This is a genomic window from Halobacillus naozhouensis, assembly GCF_029714185.1.
Lineage (GTDB): Bacteria > Bacillota > Bacilli > Bacillales > Halobacillaceae > Halobacillus_A > Halobacillus_A naozhouensis.
On the sequence record NZ_CP121671.1, the window covers coordinates 1,328,494 to 1,344,151 of the forward strand.

Annotated in this window: 16 protein-coding genes; 11 read left to right on the forward strand and 5 right to left on the reverse strand. The window is 43.1% G+C overall.

Annotation, left to right across the window (positions count from 1 at the left end; genetic code table 11):
• Nucleotides 1–66: 66 nt before the first annotated feature.
• The gene (locus P9989_RS06925) at nt 67–501 is read right to left on the reverse strand and encodes a ferritin-like domain-containing protein (RefSeq protein WP_283078045.1); all 435 of its coding nucleotides are present in this window, start codon (nt 499–501) and stop codon (nt 67–69) included.
• A gap of 324 nt (nt 502–825) precedes the next feature.
• On the opposite strand from P9989_RS06925, the gene P9989_RS06930 reads away from it, so the two are divergent.
• Nucleotides 826–1,251: a disulfide oxidoreductase gene (locus P9989_RS06930; RefSeq protein WP_283078046.1), complete on the forward strand. Its 426-nt coding sequence runs from the start codon at nt 826–828 to the stop codon at nt 1,249–1,251.
• Nucleotides 1,251–1,742 carry a thioredoxin family protein gene (locus P9989_RS06935; protein WP_283078047.1) on the forward strand — a complete coding sequence of 164 codons (492 nt, stop codon included), beginning with the start codon at nt 1,251–1,253 and terminating at the stop codon, nt 1,740–1,742. Before P9989_RS06930 ends, P9989_RS06935 begins: the two co-directional genes overlap by 1 nt.
• Nucleotides 1,743–1,774: 32 nt before the next feature.
• On the opposite strand, the gene P9989_RS06940 is transcribed toward P9989_RS06935, so the two are convergent.
• Nucleotides 1,775–2,287 (reverse strand): antibiotic biosynthesis monooxygenase family protein, encoded by a 513-nt coding sequence (locus P9989_RS06940; protein WP_283078048.1) that lies wholly within the window; start codon nt 2,285–2,287, stop codon nt 1,775–1,777.
• 93 nt (nt 2,288–2,380) lie between these two features.
• On the opposite strand from P9989_RS06940, the gene P9989_RS06945 reads away from it, so the two are divergent.
• From P9989_RS06945 to P9989_RS06965, 5 genes are all read left to right on the forward strand, one after another.
• The gene (locus P9989_RS06945) at nt 2,381–4,549 is read left to right on the forward strand and encodes a transglycosylase domain-containing protein (RefSeq protein WP_283078049.1); all 2,169 of its coding nucleotides are present in this window, start codon (nt 2,381–2,383) and stop codon (nt 4,547–4,549) included.
• Nucleotides 4,550–4,703: 154 nt separating this feature from the next.
• Nucleotides 4,704–5,732: a uroporphyrinogen decarboxylase gene (gene hemE / locus P9989_RS06950; protein WP_283078050.1), complete on the forward strand. Its 1,029-nt coding sequence runs from the start codon at nt 4,704–4,706 to the stop codon at nt 5,730–5,732.
• Between the two features lie 14 nt (nt 5,733–5,746).
• Nucleotides 5,747–6,682 (forward strand): ferrochelatase, encoded by a 936-nt coding sequence (gene hemH, locus P9989_RS06955; protein ID WP_283078051.1) that lies wholly within the window; start codon nt 5,747–5,749, stop codon nt 6,680–6,682.
• A gap of 3 nt (nt 6,683–6,685) precedes the next feature.
• Nucleotides 6,686–8,095, forward strand: coding sequence for a protoporphyrinogen oxidase (gene hemY, locus P9989_RS06960; protein ID WP_283078052.1), 1,410 nt, complete (start codon nt 6,686–6,688; stop codon nt 8,093–8,095).
• A gap of 234 nt (nt 8,096–8,329) precedes the next feature.
• Complete coding sequence (locus P9989_RS06965) at nt 8,330–9,355, forward strand: LacI family DNA-binding transcriptional regulator (RefSeq protein ID WP_283078053.1); 1,026 nt, start codon at nt 8,330–8,332, stop codon at nt 9,353–9,355.
• Nucleotides 9,356–9,776: 421 nt separating this feature from the next.
• On the opposite strand, the gene yhfH is transcribed toward P9989_RS06965, so the two are convergent.
• Complete coding sequence (yhfH, locus tag P9989_RS06970; RefSeq protein ID WP_176142493.1) at nt 9,777–9,905, reverse strand: protein YhfH; 129 nt, start codon at nt 9,903–9,905, stop codon at nt 9,777–9,779.
• A 115-nt stretch (nt 9,906–10,020) separates the two neighbouring features.
• On the opposite strand from yhfH, the gene P9989_RS06975 reads away from it, so the two are divergent.
• From P9989_RS06975 to P9989_RS06985, 3 genes are all read left to right on the forward strand, one after another.
• Nucleotides 10,021–10,767: an MBL fold metallo-hydrolase gene (locus P9989_RS06975; protein WP_283078054.1), complete on the forward strand. Its 747-nt coding sequence runs from the start codon at nt 10,021–10,023 to the stop codon at nt 10,765–10,767.
• Between the two features lie 57 nt (nt 10,768–10,824).
• Nucleotides 10,825–11,826 (forward strand): lipoate--protein ligase, encoded by a 1,002-nt coding sequence (gene lplA / locus P9989_RS06980; protein ID WP_283078055.1) that lies wholly within the window; start codon nt 10,825–10,827, stop codon nt 11,824–11,826.
• 144 nt (nt 11,827–11,970) lie between these two features.
• Nucleotides 11,971–13,500, forward strand: a complete 1,530-nt coding sequence (locus P9989_RS06985) for a fatty acid--CoA ligase family protein (RefSeq protein WP_283078056.1) — start codon at nt 11,971–11,973, stop codon at nt 13,498–13,500.
• A 406-nt stretch (nt 13,501–13,906) separates the two neighbouring features.
• On the opposite strand, the gene P9989_RS06990 is transcribed toward P9989_RS06985, so the two are convergent.
• Nucleotides 13,907–14,371, reverse strand: a complete 465-nt coding sequence (locus P9989_RS06990) for a DUF3939 domain-containing protein (protein ID WP_283078057.1) — start codon at nt 14,369–14,371, stop codon at nt 13,907–13,909.
• Between the two features lie 190 nt (nt 14,372–14,561).
• Here P9989_RS06990 and P9989_RS06995 point away from each other — a divergent pair, with 190 nt between their 5' ends.
• Nucleotides 14,562–15,110 carry a competence protein ComK gene (locus P9989_RS06995; protein ID WP_283078058.1) on the forward strand — a complete coding sequence of 183 codons (549 nt, stop codon included), beginning with the start codon at nt 14,562–14,564 and terminating at the stop codon, nt 15,108–15,110.
• Nucleotides 15,111–15,135: 25 nt separating this feature from the next.
• Here P9989_RS06995 and P9989_RS07000 read toward each other — a convergent pair whose 3' ends face one another.
• Nucleotides 15,136–15,504 (reverse strand): YhjD family protein, encoded by a 369-nt coding sequence (locus P9989_RS07000; protein WP_283078059.1) that lies wholly within the window; start codon nt 15,502–15,504, stop codon nt 15,136–15,138.
• Nucleotides 15,505–15,658: the final 154 nt, after the last annotated feature.

Below are 15,658 nucleotides of genomic sequence, written 5' to 3' on the forward strand. Positions count from 1 at the left end.
CAAGGATTCAGACAAAAATGAAACAAAATAAGCTCGCCGCATGGCGAGCTTATTGAATCTTTATGCTTAGTGTAAACGAGAATCTTTTAACAAGCGGTCAATCTCTTCCATATGACCAGTTTCATCCGCGATTAAATCGTCAAGTTTAATGGAAAGTTCAGTAAGACCTAATTCATCAGCCTGCTCTTTACGAACCTCATAACGTTTAATCGTTTCGTATTCAGAATTTCTTGCTTCTGTTAACATTTCTTTTACCTCAGATAAAGGCTTAACCTCAGCTGGTTTCGTCGTAGGGTTACCTCCAAGGATACTGATCTTTTCCGCCAGATAAATAGCGTGTCCTTGTTCATCTGCTACTTCACTTTCAAAAAACGGTTTGAGAACAGAACGATAAAGCCCTGATACTACTGCAGCGTTGTATGTGTACATAATGGAAGCAGCATATTCATGAGCTAAGTCTTCATTTAATCCATCGATTAGTTTCTTCATTTTTTCATCCATTGATTATCATCCTTCCGAAGTAAAGTTGTCTCCACTAAAATGTATTCCCTGTTCTTTGTTCTTTAAACGTAGTTTCTGGATTATCTTCATCCTTTAGAGGAAGACACTTCAAATGAAAGAGAAAGAGAGAGGAGTGCAGATGGATAGTCGGTCTGGGCCATTATTTCTCTGGCAATAGGCGCTGCTGATCGTGTCAGCTTAGTCTGGTTTTGGATGTTTTTTGACAATAGGGAAAAAGTGGCTTTTGATAAGGCTAATTTAGTTTAATTTCAAAGCAATAACTTGTATAATAGCATGTGGAGAGAAGGAGAAGGGACGATCAGAATGAAGAAACAAAGTGAGACTTTGTTATTTATTGCTTGGGCTCAAGCCCTTGTGGCTGCACTTGGGAGTTTGTTTTATTCAGAGATATTAGGATACACCCCGTGTGAGCTTTGTTGGTATCAACGAATTCTCATGTATCCGTTAGTCATTGTTTATGGAGCTGCTTTAATTAAAAAGAAAGTGGAAATGGCAATTGCTGGGTTAATTCTTAGCGGGATAGGAATGGCTGTTTCAATCTATCACTACTTAATTCAAAAAGTACCAGCCTTTCAATCAGCGGGAGATTCCTGTGGATTAGTTCCGTGCAATGCAGAATACGTCAACTACTTAGGCTTTATTACCATTCCTTTTTTAGCGGGCACAGCATTTATTATTATTTTCGTAAGTCATGTGATGATCATTAGGTCAGAGAGGAAGAATAGCTAATGAAGAAAAATATGATTATATTTGGAACGATATTAGTTGGATTATTAATAATCCTGGCTTTTGTGGTCAACTATCAAAACTCCGAGAAAGCAGAAGGGAATCCATATGGACAGAGTAGTTTAGAGCAGGCAACTATTGAACAGCTCGATGATCCGAACTACCAAAATCAGATTCAGCCGGACGAGTTGAAAGAACAAATCAGCTCAGGAGAGCCGACGACGGTTTACTTTTACAGTCCGGAATGTGTTCACTGTCAGCGAACGACTCCTGTACTGGTTCCATTGGTACAAGAACTTGGAGTCGATATGAAAAAGCTGAATCTGCTGGAGTTCAAGAATATGTGGCAAGAATATGGCATTGAAGCGACACCGACTCTTGTACATTATGAAAATGGAGAAGAGGTAGCAAGAATTGTTGGATCACAGAAAGTTTCTACATTTGAAGACTTTTTCCAACAAGAGGTACTGGATGGCGGATCGCAAGAGCAATAAAAAAAGTGAGCGGCCTAAGCTGCTCACTTTTTTTATGACTCCTTATCAAGTTGGAGCATTTGGTATTTTGTGATATATGGCTTGCCATCAATAAAGGAAGGTTTCTGTTTGTGATCAGGGCTGGAGTTTTGATGGGCTTTCTCAAAGGACTGCGAATTCTTCCAGTCTTCAAAGCTCTGTTGATTGCGCCATTGTGTAAATACAACATAGGTGTTTCCTTTTAAGGGGCGCAAAATGCGAATGGCCTGAAATCCATCCATTCCTTCTACTGTACCTACCCGTTTCTTGAAGCGGTCCTCAAATACAGGGCGGCCTTCATAAGAAACAGGGATATTATTCATGACCACATAACCCGTGTTCTGGACGTCCCCGGCGGAATCAACTATTTCATAATCGCGTCCTTCTTCAAAAATAGAAGGTTCATCTCCCTCGTAGTAGGCAACGGTTTTGTCCTGATCCTGCATGAACAACAGATTTGCTTCTTTGTGCTGTTGATCTAGCTTTGCTAAATAGTTTAATGTACCATTTGTCATAGATACGATCATTTAGAAATGTCCCCTTTCCTGCATCAGCTTAAGTGTAGCAATTGTGCAGGATCAATCGCAAGTTTTAACGTGATAGGAAAGGATGCACAACGTGTGAACATCAAAGATTACTTAAAAAGCCGCCCCGCCTGGATGACTTCTCTTAAATGGCCGGGGATCGCTTTAGGCGCCATATTCTTGCTGGCTTTAGCAGGATACTTATTTATTGTTTTTGGCGGAAGGTTTGTCGTTTCAGAAGAAGAATTGATTCTAGATGCAGCGACAACCGTGGAAACCGTCGATGGACAAGTGATAGAACGGATTTATACAAAAAACCGAACGTTAGTCGATATTTCGGAGATTCCCAAGCATGTGCAGCAAGCCTTCGTGGCAATAGAGGACAGTCGCTTCTATGAACATGCAGGGGTCGATTTTAAATCGGTGCTCCGCGCCGTATATCGTGACATTATTGCGATGGGTAAAGTTGAAGGGGCAAGTACCATCACCCAGCAGCTGGCTAAGAATTTATTCCTGTCGAACGATAAATCGTGGATGAGGAAAACAAAAGAAGTGATGGCAGCGATCTACTTAGAAAGAAATTTTACGAAAGATCAAATCTTAGAACTTTATTTAAATCGCATTTATTTCGGCAAGGGAGCCTACGGAATCGAAGCGGCTTCGCAAACTTATTTTAATAAGTCGGTTTCAGATCTGACGGTGGCTCAAGGGGCCCTGCTTGCCGCTTTGCCAAAAGCCCCTAATAATTATTCTCCATTTGAAAACCCGGAGCGTGCCGAGGACCGAAGAAATATCGTGCTTTCTCGCATGGAGGCACTTGGAATGATCCAGGCTGAGAATATGGTCAGTTTGCAAGGGGCCACTCTCGGGGTTGAACAAGGAGAGGAAGATACGGAAACATGGTCAAACAGTTATGTGGATCTAGTAATAAGAGAGGCTGCTGATGAGTACCACCTATCCCGTGAAGAATTGAAGCGGGGCGGCTATCGCTTAATTGTCAAGATGAACCCTGAGATACAGGAAGTGGCCGCTTCTGAAATGAAGCACGGTGAATTTGTTCCGGGTTCCAAAGGGCAGGTGCAAGGTGCCTTTACGTTAATGGACAATGACAGCGGAGCCCTTGTGGCTGTAGTTGGCGGGCGCGGCTTTACACACGGTGATGTGAATCGTGTGACCGTGAAAAAACAGCCTGGTTCTGTCATCAAACCACTGGCTGTCTACGGTCCTGCTTTAATGGGACCTAAATATATTCCGTATTCCCTGCTTCGTGATGAAAAACGATCTTATGGCGAGTACAATCCTCGTAATTATAATGGAGAATACGCTGGTCTCACATCGCTTTATCAGGCTCTCGTCAAATCAAAGAATGCTCCTGCCGTCTGGTTACTCGACCAGATGGGGATTTCTTATGCCAAAGAGTATTTGGAGGAACTCGGTTTGCCAACCGAAGATCAAGGGTTAGCGATTGCACTTGGCGGATTATCAAGAGGGTATTCACCGTTGCAGCTGACGGAAGCTTATCGAAGTTTTGCACGTGAAGGGAAAGTCACCAACGCTTATACGATTCAACGAATTATCAATCGGGACGGTGAGGTGATTCATCGTCATGAGCAGGAGGAACGGCAGGTTTTTGACAAACAAACGGCCTGGTATATGACTGAAATGCTTGAGACGACTGTGTCTGATGGTACAGCAAAAGCAGGCAGCTATCCAAAAGCTTTAGCGGGAAAAACAGGGACACAACAGCATCCAACCGTAAAGGGGAAAAATAAAGAAGTGTGGTTTGCTGGTTATACGCCTGAATATACTGGCACACTATGGATGGGATACGACAAGTCAGGAGAAGAGTATTATCTATCAGGCGGAAGCTCTTATCCGACAACATTAATGAAGTCGATTTTAACAGCTGTGGATCGTCAGCAAGATCTCGCTGACACTTTTGTGAAACCAGAAGGAATGAAACGTCTGCCTGAACCGATCACGCTGCCAGTGTTAACAGATGTCGAAGGTTCAATCGGGTTCGGCGGGATTGGGCTTATCCGCGGCACGCTGTCGTGGACACCTGCTAAAGATGACAGAGTTGTGTATCGAATTTACCAGGGAACGGGCGATAAAAAAACGTTAGTGGACGAAGTGACGGGGAAAGGTGAATACCACATCGGAGTGCTGGATGTCTGGGATGAGCCGACATTTGTTGTGGTTCCCTACGATCCGTTGACGGGACTCGAAGGAGAGCCTTCAAACCCTGTTACATTAGAATGGTAAGGCATTTCAGAAAAACGTACAAAATCGTGACAATAGGAGCGTTTTCCTATACACAAAGATTATTAATCGGTATAGTGGAAAACGGATGAAGATGTTCGTGTGGGATGGAATGTTCAACGTTATTTGAACGCGCACTATAAAGGAGCAATGAACCATGAAAGAATCAAATGATACGATTTTAAAGGCTTTTAGAGGAGAGGAAACAGACTACACGCCGGTATGGTTTATGCGCCAGGCGGGCCGGTCCCAACCTGAGTATCGAAAACTAAAAGAGAAATATTCATTATTTGAAATTACCCATCAGCCGGAGCTGTGCGCCTATGTTACACGTCTTCCTGTTGAGCAATATGGGGTCGATGCTGCGATACTATACAAAGATATCATGTCACCACTTCCCGCCATCGGGGTGGATGTTGAAATTAAGAAAGGAATCGGCCCGATTATTCATAATCCTGTTAAAAATAGAGCTGATATCGCTAAACTTGGGACGATCGAACCAGAGGTGGATGTACCGTATGTATTCGATACCATCCGTCTGCTGACGCGTGAACAGCTGAGCGTTCCATTAATCGGATTCAGTGGAGCACCATTTACATTGGCAAGCTATATGATTGAGGGCGGACCTTCTAAGAATTATAATAAAACTAAATCGCTGATGTACAGTGACCCTGAAGCATGGTTTATGCTGATGGACAAACTGGCAGATATGACGATTACGTATGTTCGTTCCCAGATCGCGGCGGGAGCGCGAGCGATTCAAATTTTCGACTCATGGGTAGGTGCCTTGAATGAAACAGATTACCGGGCATTTATTAAACCAGTGATGGAGCGGATTTTTAATGAATTGCAGCCTGAAGGCGTACCGCTCATTCTCTTTGGTGTCGGAGCAAGGCATTTAGCTGGTCAATGGGATGACTTGCCGATTGATGTACTCGGGCTCGACTGGAGAATGTCGATTACAGAAGCACGGGAGATGGGCATCACAAAGCCGTTGCAAGGGAACTTGGATCCATCGATTTTACTGGCTGACTGGTCTGTGATTGAGGAACGAACGAAGCAGATCCTTGATGAAGGACGCCAGCATCCTGCTCATATTTTTAACTTAGGACACGGTGTAACGCCTGATATCAGTCCAGAAACGTTAAAACGGTTAACGCATTTAATTCACGATTACTCCAAATAAGAGGTGAAGTACTGATGGCAAGAAAACAAATAGGCCTGCTTGTGATGGCCTATGGAACTCCATATAAAGAGGAAGATTTAGAACGTTACTATACTCACATTCGCCATGGCCGCAAGCCAACCGACGAAATGCTGCAGGACTTGCGCGAACGTTATGATGCAATTGGCGGGATCTCTCCTTTAGCCCGTATTACACAGAATCAAGGTGAGGAATTAGCAAAAGCATTAAATGAACAGCAGGATGATGTGGAATTTACATTATACTTAGGACTTAAGCATATTGAACCTTTTGTCGAAGATGCCGTGGAGCAAATGGCGAAAGACGGCATACAGGAAGCGGTATCGCTCGTATTAGCCCCCCATTACTCCACGTTCAGTGTTAAATCTTACAATGGACGTGCGAAAGAAGAAGCTGAGAAGCACGGGATCACCATCCAATCAGTCGAAAGCTGGTATGATGCGCCCGGGTTTATCGATTACTGGAAAGACCAAATTCTTAAAGAGTACGCGAAAATGGGTGAAGCAGAGCAGCAGAAAGCCTGCTTAATCGTGTCTGCCCATAGTTTACCGAAGAAAATTTTGGACGGCGGCGACCCTTATCCTGATCAGCTTAAGAAAACAGCCGAATTGATTTCGGAAGCTGCTGGGATTTCCCAGTATGAAATCGGCTGGCAAAGCGAAGGGAACACACCAGATCCGTGGCTAGGCCCTGATGTCCAGGATTTGACGAGGGATTTGTACCATGAGAAAGGGTATAGATCATTTGTCTATGCTCCTGTAGGCTTCGTGTCTGACCACCTGGAGGTTCTTTATGATAACGATTATGAATGTAAAGTCGTTTGTGACGAACTTGGAGCGAGTTACTACCGTCCGGAAATGCCCAATACACACCCAGATTTTATCGGCACTTTAGCTGGGGTAGTAATGGGAAAAGTAAACGAACGGGTGTAGAGAATGGAGCAATCTAAAAAAGTAGTCATAATAGGCGGCGGAATCTCCGGATTAACCGCTGCTTATTATTTACAAAAAGAAAAGCAACAGCACAAGCTGCCTATAGATATCCAGTTGATCGAGTCTACCGACCACTTAGGTGGAAAAATAGCTACAATGAAGCGGGACGGTTATACCATTGAGCGAGGCCCAGACTCTTTTTTAGAACGAAAAAAAAGTGCGACACGATTGGCGAAAGAAGTAGGCTTAGAGGATGAGCTCGTTCCTAATGGAACTGGCCAGTCTTACATTTTAGTGGATGAAAAACTTCATAAAATGCCAAAAGGGGCTGTCATGGGGATTCCTACTAGAATTCGCCCATTTATGCTTTCCGGGCTGTTCACCCCTGCCGGTAAAGTCCGAGCTGCCTTTGATTTAGCCAAATCAAAACAGCAGGCGGGAGCCGATCAATCGCTTGGTTTGTTCTTCAGAAGAAGATTAGGCAATCAAGTAGTTGAAAACCTTATTGAGCCGCTGTTATCTGGCATTTATGCAGGCGATATTGACGATTTAAGCCTGCAGGCAACTTTTCCCCACTTTTATGAACTTGAGCAAGAATATGGCAGTCTCATTAAAGGCTTGCGGAAGACGAGAACCCGCCCACCTAAGAAGGCGAAAAAACCAAGCATGTTCCGAACATTAAGTCATGGGCTTGGCTCGCTTGTAGAAGCTACTGCTAACAGTCTGGAACCAGGGACTATCCGTAAAGGGATCCAAGTCGATCATATTGAGAAGAAACAAGATCATTATCACCTTCTTCTCAGTGATGGAACCGTTGAAAAATGTGATGCCGTAGTTATCGCCGCTCCATTTTTTGCTGCTCAGCGCATGCTGTCCCAATATGCGTTTATGGATGCTTTTAAGGAAATGAAAGCAACATCTGTCGCCAATGTCGTGATGGCTTTTGACAAATCAGCTATTAAAAAGGATATTGAAGGGACAGGATTTGTTGTATCACGAAATAGCAAATTCAGAATTACCGCGTGTACGTGGACCCATAAAAAGTGGCCCCATACGACGCCGGAAGGAAAAGTCATGCTTCGCTGCTATTTAGGGAAGCCAGGCGATCAGGAAGTAGTCGACTTACCTGATGATGAGATTGTCGCGATCGCCTTAAAAGACTTAAATCAAACCATGAATATTACAACACAGCCTGATTTCTCCGTTGTAACTCGCTGGCATAACGCCATGCCACAGTATTCCATCGGACATAAGGAACGTATGAAAACAGTAGAAGATCATATGCACCGTGAACTTCCAGGTGTTTATTTGGCGGGGGGTTCCTATAAAGGGATCGGCTTGCCAGACTGTATAGATCAGGGTGAAGCTGCTGTAGACCATGTTCTCCAACATTTTAACAGGACTTCTAATTAAACGACTGCGGTTATGCAGTCGTTTTTTCTTCGGCGGGGAACTTCCAGTTAATATTTGTAATTGTTCCTTAACAGCGATGAATTGGTCCCTAACGATGAAAGAATGGCCTCGATCCTCCAATGATTGTTCTCTATCTCCTTTTTGCTGACTTTTCTTCTTGCATCTTTTGGAATGTATTAGTATCCTTTTGTTATGAAAGCGATTTCACAACAAAGCAGTTTCGGGAGGAATAGTATGGCTACGATCGAAGATGTAGCAAAGTTAGCGGGTTTATCAAGAACAACCGTATCCCGTGTCATTAATGATCAACCTTACGTTACAGATGACAAGAAACAGCGAATCATAGATGCTATGAAAACTTTAGGGTATGTCCCCAATTCATCAGCAAGGAGATTGCGAAGGCGGTGCACAGAAACGATTGCTGTCCTGCTGCCGCGAGTTACGAATCCGTTTTTTGGTAAATTGATCGAGTCCCTGGAACAAGAAGCGTCCAGGAACGGGTATCAGGTGATTGTCTGTCAAACACATGACAACAAGCAGAAGGAACTTGATTATTTGCAATTACTGAAAACTAAGCAAGTGGATGGTGTCATTATGGCATCGTTAATCAACGATTGGCAGGATATTGAACCCTATCTCGCATCAGGACCTATCGTTCTGTGTAATGAATACAGGCCGGCTAATGGAGTATCTATGATTCATATTGATCATAAAAAAGCAGCGTATGAATCAACAGCTCACCTTATTCATGAAGGGTGCGAACAGCTCGCCTACGTCACTGGCGGGCATGACACTTTCATTGCCTCAGAGCGGAAAGCTGGTTTTTTAGAAGCGCTTGCGGAAAATGATCTTCAGTTTGATCCAAAGTTGGAGGTGAACTGGGCTCTGGATGTTAATGATGGGCAGAAGGTTTTCCAATACTTAATTGAAAATCATTCGCACGTGGATGGCGTGTTTACTGGGTCAGACGAGGTAGCAGCCGGAATTGTTTATGCTGCGAGTCAATCTAAGTTGAACATTCCGGGAGATCTTGCAGTTGTAGGCTTTGACAATCAGATGCTTTCCCTGCTTATGGTTCCGGCCATAACGACGATTGAACAGCCCGTGGAGGACATGGCAGCCAAAACCATTGAAGTATTAGTCGAGAAAATGAATGACAAAGGCACCAATCAGGAGAGACGTTTTGTTTACCCCCATCAACTAATTGTCAGGTCGTCTACCAACCGGGAGCAAATCCTTTCTCAATCCGCACCTTTGTAGGAGTGCGGATTTTTTATGTGTAAAAAGTTAGAATCAGTTGTTTTTTGGGTAGAATGAGGAGAGGTTTGGTTAGAATGGGATTGGATTAAGGAAGAGTTCTTTTAAGCTTGGACAGAATATTTCAGAGTTAGGGCAGAATCGCTTATAGGAAGTTTGGTTAAGTTCGGGTTTAAGGAAGTTCGGTTAAGACCGGCACGTCCTGTGCCAACACCGAACTACCCCACATCCTGTGGGCATGTGCCCAACACCGAACTACCCTACATCCTGTGGGGCATGTACCAACACTGAACGACCCTACGTCGTGTAGGGCATGTGCCAACGTCGAGCTACTCCACTACGCGCGAGGGCAAAAAAATAGCAGCTTATGCAGCTGCTCATATAGAGGATGTTCCAATTTTATTGTTTTGTGGAATAGGGCCTTTTAACGAGCAGGGGAGTTGCATTCATCACATAAATTACTGTAGCAGTCGGCTTGTTCTTGAATGACATTGCCACAGCTTGAACATTGTTTTTTTGGAAGATTACGAAAGAACTCGATAACATTCATCATGATAGATCGCCTCCAAATATTTATTGTAAACTCATTGTATTATAACAATATACAAAAATCAATAGGCTGTTATAAAACAAAATAAATTAGGAAAAAAGTTGGGAGGAGTGGGAAAATGAAAATAACGGTCATCGGATATTGGGGTGCTTATCCTGCTTCAGGCAGTGCTACCTCCAGCTATTTAATCGAAAAGGATGGATATGCTTTACTAATCGATTGTGGAAGTGGTGCTTTGTCAAGGCTGCAGCCGATTAAGGAAATCATGGATTTGGATGCGGTGATTCTGTCTCATTACCATCAGGATCATATCGCTGACGTAGGGGTGTTGCAGTACGCCTGGCTCGTTCAAAATTCCCTTAACGAGACGGAGCAGGTTCTGCCTATTTACGGTCATACAGAAGATGAAGCAGCGTTTAGTAAGCTTACACATCAGTATACCCGCGCAATGGCTTATAATCCCGACGAAATTCTTTATGTGGGGCCATTTTCAATTGAATTTACTAAGACGAGTCACCCTGTTCCTTGTTATGGAATGAGAATCTGTGATAGTACAGAAACGGTTGTGTATACGGCTGATACAAGCTACAACGAAGGTTGGGCTTCTTTTGCCAGAGGGGCAGATCTGCTGATCACGGATACAAATTTTTACAAAGGAATGGACGGAAGCGGACCTGGCCATATGACAAGCGCGGAAGCCGCAACGATCGCAAGGGACGCCAAGGTGGAGGCCCTTTGGTTAAGTCATTTGCCGCATTTTGGCCATCACACGCGTCTGAAACAAGAGGCGGAGGATATTTTTCAAGGATCGATTCAATTAGCAAAAGAGGGATTAACTTGGGAGAAGGATCCTAATAAATTGTGAAATCGTGTCGAATCTCGTACAATAGAATATGGGTATAAAGCAGGAAAGGATGATTAGATGCTAGTAATCGATCATGATACTAAAAGCAATGACCCGCGCATCAATTTAGCGGTGGAAGAATATGCTTTGAAAAATTTAGATATTAATGAGACGTATTTGCTTTTTTATGTGAATGAGCCTTCGATTATTATCGGAAAAAACCAAAATACGGTCGAGGAAATTAATACGAATTATGTGGACGAGAATGGGATTCATGTGGTTCGTCGTTTATCTGGAGGCGGTGCGGTTTACCACGATCTCGGGAATTTGAGCTTCAGTTTTATAACAAAAGATGATGGCGACAGTTTCCATGACTTCGCTAAATTTACGGAGCCTGTTACGCAAGCCTTGCAAAATCTCGGAGTAGAAGCAGTGCTGTCAGGGCGTAACGATATTGTTGTGGATGGCCGGAAAATCTCCGGTAACGCGCAATTTACGACGAAAGGGCGTATGTTTAGCCACGGCACCTTGATGCTGGATTCTGAAATCGAAAATGTTGTGTCGGCGCTTAATGTTAAAACAGAGAAAATCAAGTCTAAAGGCATTAAATCGATTCGCAGCCGTGTCGCTAACATTTCTGAGTATCTTGATGAACCGATCACGATTGAAGAATTTAAAAACTTGATCGTTCGTTATATATTTGATGTAGAGAACGAGGAAGATGCTCCTTACTATCATTTAACGGAAAAGGACTGGGAAGAGATTCACAAAATAGCAGATGAGCGCTATAAGAATTGGGATTGGAATTACGGCCGGTCACCGAAGTTTAATATCCAGCATACGAAGCGGATCGAAGGAGCAGGAAGCTACGATATTCGCCTTGATGTAGCAAAAGGTTATATTCGTAATGCGAAAATCTACGGAGACTTTTTCGGAATCGGGGATATTGCTGATATTGAAAATAAATTAGTCGATACAAAATATGAACGCCAGGCCATTTCTGAGGCTGTCGCTAATGTCGATATCTCGCACTACTTAGGGAAGATTACAAAAGAAGACTTTCTAGATATGATTTATTAGTACGAGAACCGGTGTTTTATTACAACACCGGTTTTTGTAATAGGGCATTGTTGCTAATTAATTGTCTGTATTTTATAATAAAATAGAATATTTTTAAAAAACAAAATGAATGAATGGTCATTCATAATTAAAGGGGAGCAGTAAATGAACTTAAGTGATCAACTGTCCGTTGTAGCTTCAGCACACCCTTCAAAGGAGGCATACTTGTTCCAGGGGGAAGGAGTATGCTATCAGGAGTTTGATGAATCTGTATCGAAATTTGCGTCAAGCTTACGCGATCTCGGCTATGGAGAAGGGGATCATATCGCTCTGGTAAGTGGAAACAGTCCGTTGTTTATGATCGGCATGTATGGAGCTATGCGGGTCGGCGCCACCGTCATTCCAATTAACCCGACATACACGACAGAGGAAATGAGTTATATTTTGAAAAATGGTGATGTGAAGGCTGTTATGACGATGGATGTATTAATGGAGAAATTCGAGCACATGGATGACGACCTGGCTATCTCACATTATTTTGTAGCTGAAACGAGAATAGGTAGTGCGAAATCTTCCTTATCGGAAAAAATGAAATCGTTTACAAAAACCGTGGCGGAGGGTGACCCATCTTTTTCAAGACCAGAATTACATGAAGAAAATGTAGCAGTTATTTTATACACGTCGGGAACTACAGGTAAACCGAAGGGAGCCATGCTTACTCACAAAAATCTCTATTCAAATGCTAAAGATGTTGCTGATTATCTGGATTATTCGCAGGACGATCGGGTCATCGCTACGCTTCCGATGTTTCATGTGTTCTGTTTGACGGTAGCCTTAAATGGTCCGCTTATGAATGCAGGAACAGTACTGATTGTGCCGAAGTTTTCGCCTCAGGAAGTTTTTGAAGTTGCCAGCACGCAAAAAGCCACGATATTTGCAGGGGTACCAACGATGTACAATTACTTAGCTCAAACAGGAAGCGGGCAAACGGAGGCTTTTCAACATATGAGAGTTTGTGTGTCAGGAGGATCCTCGATGCCTGTAGCGCTGCTGAACAAATTTGAAGAGCAATTTAATGTGCGGGTTTCCGAAGGGTACGGTTTATCTGAGGCTTCACCTGTGACAGCTTTTAACCCGCTGGACCGGCCTCGTAAGCCTGGTTCGATTGGGACGAACATCATGAACGTAGAAAATAAAGTAGTGGACGAGCTTGGTGATGAGCTGCCACCGGGGGAAGTTGGTGAATTAATCGTCCGCGGACCAAACGTAATGAAAGGGTACTACAAAATGCCCGAAGAGACAGCCGTAACATTAAGAGATGGGTGGCTGTACACGGGGGATATGGCACGAGTGGACGATGAGGGCTACTTTTATATTGTTGATCGGAAAAAGGACATGGTTATTGTCGGCGGCTACAATGTGTACCCGAGAGAAGTGGAAGAGGTCCTGTATGGCCATCCTGATATTTCCGAAGCAGCTGTTATTGGTGCTCCGGATCCAAATGCTGGAGAAACGGTGATCAGTTTTGTTGTTTCAACGAATCCAGCCTTGGATGAATCCACTCTTAAGGCATACTGCAAAGAATATTTAGCTAAGTATAAACAGCCTGCAAGAATTCACTTTATGGAGGAGTTACCGAAAAACACGACAGGTAAAATCTTGAGAAAGAATTTACGGGAAAAGCTGGCGCATTAACAGAGTGCTGCGCTTCTAAAATGATAGGATTTGGGAATGCCGAAAGATGTAAGGATGTCATAAACTAGTAATGGCGCAAGGGTTTGCGGTCTTCCGCAAAATCTTTTCGGTGAATAGGGCAGGAAGATGTATTACAATAGATTTAGATAAGCGATCGCGCTTATTTATTACACACCATCTGTGGTAATTACATCACATTTGGGGGTCAGTAATCATTACTGATGAGTGTAGTTATGAAGGAGCTATATATCGTTTCTTCATACAATTAATTCCCTCACTCAAAAGTTAACCAGTCGTCTCATTGGCCAATGCTCAAAGTAGCATTGGCACTTTTTTTGCAGTACAAACTCTTTTAGCCGAATTTCTTCTGTCGTGTCAACGAAGGCGTTTGCGCTCCTGTTCTATGTTAGTCCGGTTTTTTGTACGTAATCATAAATTCTTCATTTGTTAAATAAAAATCACGTTCAGGACGTTCTGGTAACAGCCCTAACCCCTCAAGCTTAAAATAATTGATCTTTTTATAAGGATCGCCTTCAATCACAGGAGGCTCTTGTGTTTGCTGTATATACTGGTCTACAGCATGTTGGACGGCGTCTATATCATAGGCCAATTGTTTGTCTTCTTCGGTGAATATTTCGTAAGTTTCCCGTGACATATAATAGTTTTGTTTGGGTATTCCGTGCAGATAAGGTGCCAGTAATGCATAATCGAGTGTTAAGTCGTTATTGATTAAGACTTTTAGCGGGATTTCGTCTGGTTTATCAGCTGCATACTTATGGATCGCCCGCCGTACTTCATCTAATGATAAATCTTTCACCTCAAGAGACTGTTCTTGCTTTTGCTGGTGCTTCTCCTTCTTTTTTTTCCACATGCACTTGCCCTCCTTATTAAAATTTTCAGACCCCGATATACCATAAATTACCCTTTTCAAGAGGATTGTACTCCCGTAAAAAAAGTTTCAACTTTTTTGAAAGAATATTTAGACTTTCGGAGCATTTTTTGGTAAATTTAAGAAGTATAAGTTACTTGTTCCATTTTACCATGGAAAAAGTCACATGATTATGGAAAGGAAGTTGAGAGATTTGGATTATATTCAAGACAGAGAATATGAGGTAAACCCGCAAACTATGGCTTTAATCGCTAAGTATGATCGGCATGGTCAGGTAATTACGGAAGTGATTGAAAGCGAGGAGCAATTTGACTTACCTTTTCAGCCTGGTCGAATTATTGATCAATCCTGCCGATATTTTGCCAGCAGCCTTGAAGGGCGTATGGCCGGGACTAAACAAGTAGCTGGGTTTACGCATAAGCCACCAATTGTCATTTCCCAGAAAATGGGCATGTATTTCTTCCCTATTATTTCCCCAAAAAGAAAAGAGTGCTCCTGGATCGCCCACAAGTATATTCGTTCTTATAAAGGAGAAAAAGATCATACCACGACCATCTGCTTTATAAATGGGACGTCCGTTAATGTTCCAGTGTCCGCGGGGATGATTGCGAACCAGGTCCAGCGAACAGCACAATTCCGATTCATCCTTGAGGATCGTTTAAGTCACACGCCAGCGGCTTCTGCTTCCCAGACTGACCGGGTTGCTGAGAATTTAGCATAAGAGGCCGTTCACAGACTCGCCCAGATCACTCAGCAGGCTTATAAACATCTTCCATTAGTTTAAACAAAATACTTTCTACTTTTTTTCTAATAGCTGGATTAAAGTAGTTGCGTTTTTCTTCATAGCCGTGGGCTAGAAATAAAAAAGAAGTAAATGAATCATTGCGTCCCGACTCGATCACTTGCAAGTGCTGATGATCCATTTGGGCTTTGAGTTTCTGCCTTTCCTTTCTAGCCGCGAGCTCCATTTTGTTCAGCTGCTCCATATACGGCTCTTTAATTTTAAATGGCCCGCGTTCGAAGTGTTTTCGGTCCTGACGAATGACTGCAATGGCCATTGTCAAAAATAAATGATGTGAGGCAATCTCCAATTCTTCTTGTTTTAAGTGCCGCATGAGGCTCCCTCCATGTGATGAGAACGTTTGTTCTTGTATTATTATATCACGATTTTGAAAAATGTATGCAAGAATATTTTTCAAAGGTTAAACATGGCACTGGAGGGGGAAACTGTAGATGGGCTCATCTTTCAGTAGGCAGGAGCTCGTGTAT

Bases quoted from the DNA above. Each gene is read 5' to 3' on its own strand.
- P9989_RS06925 (WP_283078045.1), bottom strand. From the start codon at position 501: ATGGATGAAAAAATGAAGAAACTAATCGATGGATTAAATGAAGACTTA.
- P9989_RS06930 (WP_283078046.1), top strand. From the start codon at position 826: ATGAAGAAACAAAGTGAGACTTTGTTATTTATTGCTTGGGCTCAAGCC.
- P9989_RS06935 (WP_283078047.1), top strand. From the start codon at position 1,251: ATGAAGAAAAATATGATTATATTTGGAACGATATTAGTTGGATTATTA.
- P9989_RS06940 (WP_283078048.1), bottom strand. From the start codon at position 2,287: ATGATCGTATCTATGACAAATGGTACATTAAACTATTTAGCAAAGCTA.
- hemE (WP_283078050.1), top strand. From the start codon at position 4,704: ATGAAAGAATCAAATGATACGATTTTAAAGGCTTTTAGAGGAGAGGAA.
- hemH (WP_283078051.1), top strand. From the start codon at position 5,747: ATGGCAAGAAAACAAATAGGCCTGCTTGTGATGGCCTATGGAACTCCA.
- hemY (WP_283078052.1), top strand. From the start codon at position 6,686: ATGGAGCAATCTAAAAAAGTAGTCATAATAGGCGGCGGAATCTCCGGA.
- P9989_RS06965 (WP_283078053.1), top strand. From the start codon at position 8,330: ATGGCTACGATCGAAGATGTAGCAAAGTTAGCGGGTTTATCAAGAACA.
- yhfH (WP_176142493.1), bottom strand. From the start codon at position 9,905: ATGATGAATGTTATCGAGTTCTTTCGTAATCTTCCAAAAAAACAATGT.
- P9989_RS06975 (WP_283078054.1), top strand. From the start codon at position 10,021: ATGAAAATAACGGTCATCGGATATTGGGGTGCTTATCCTGCTTCAGGC.
- lplA (WP_283078055.1), top strand. From the start codon at position 10,825: ATGCTAGTAATCGATCATGATACTAAAAGCAATGACCCGCGCATCAAT.
- P9989_RS06985 (WP_283078056.1), top strand. From the start codon at position 11,971: ATGAACTTAAGTGATCAACTGTCCGTTGTAGCTTCAGCACACCCTTCA.
- P9989_RS06990 (WP_283078057.1), bottom strand. From the start codon at position 14,371: ATGTGGAAAAAAAAGAAGGAGAAGCACCAGCAAAAGCAAGAACAGTCT.
- P9989_RS06995 (WP_283078058.1), top strand. From the start codon at position 14,562: ATGGAAAGGAAGTTGAGAGATTTGGATTATATTCAAGACAGAGAATAT.
- P9989_RS07000 (WP_283078059.1), bottom strand. From the start codon at position 15,504: ATGCGGCACTTAAAACAAGAAGAATTGGAGATTGCCTCACATCATTTA.